The following is a 683-nucleotide window of genomic DNA, read 5'->3' as shown; positions in this document are numbered from 1 at the left end:
GAGTGGGTGCCGGTACAGGATGAATTCAGTGACCGCAGTGAGTCGATGGCGGCGGCCCGTTATGCCGTCTCGCTGCGCGTTGACGGGATGGAAAACAGCCAGTATCTCACCTGTCCCGTTGCCCGTTTGTTACGTGACGGCCAGGGAAACTGGGCCGTTGACGAACAGTTTGTCCCGCCGTTACTGCGGCTGAGTGCAAATGCCGGGCTGATGAACCGGCTCGATCAGTTGCTGACGCAGTTACGGGCCAAACAGGCCCGGTTGATGAGCATGCGCCGGGAAAGTAACGAGCGGATGGCGGATTTTGCCGTAGCGGACGTCTCGTTGTTTTGGCTACTCAATGCGCTAAACAGCTCTGAGCCGGTACTGCGTGATTTTCAGGTGCACGGGGAGGTGCACCCGGCGCTGTTCTATCGTGAAGCGGTCAGACTGGCGGGCAGTCTGCTGACATTTTCGCTCGATCATGACGCCGGGGGGATCCCGCGTTATCAGCACGATAACCTGACGGCGGTGTTACCGCCGCTGTTTGACCTGCTGAGTCAGTTACTGGAAATCAGCCTGCCGTCCCGGATGGTCGCCATTGAGCTGACAAAATCGGCACAGCAATGGACCGGGACGCTCCACGATACCCGCTTGCGTGACGCGGCGGATTTTTATCTTTCTGTCCGTTCCTCCGTTCCCGC

General features: G+C 59.0%; 1 protein-coding gene. It reads left to right on the top strand.

Features of this window, described 5'->3' with window-relative positions; all coding sequences use genetic code 11:
* Positions 1-683 (top strand): type VI secretion system baseplate subunit TssK (gene tssK / locus ABR397_RS23040; protein ID WP_350307738.1); only part of this gene is annotated, 683 nt, incomplete at both ends.

The organism is Photorhabdus viridis (assembly GCF_040256935.1).
GTDB lineage: Bacteria > Pseudomonadota > Gammaproteobacteria > Enterobacterales > Enterobacteriaceae > Photorhabdus > Photorhabdus viridis.
The sequence above is the reverse complement of the archived record's forward strand: the minus strand, read 5'-3'. Positions and strand labels throughout refer to the sequence as shown.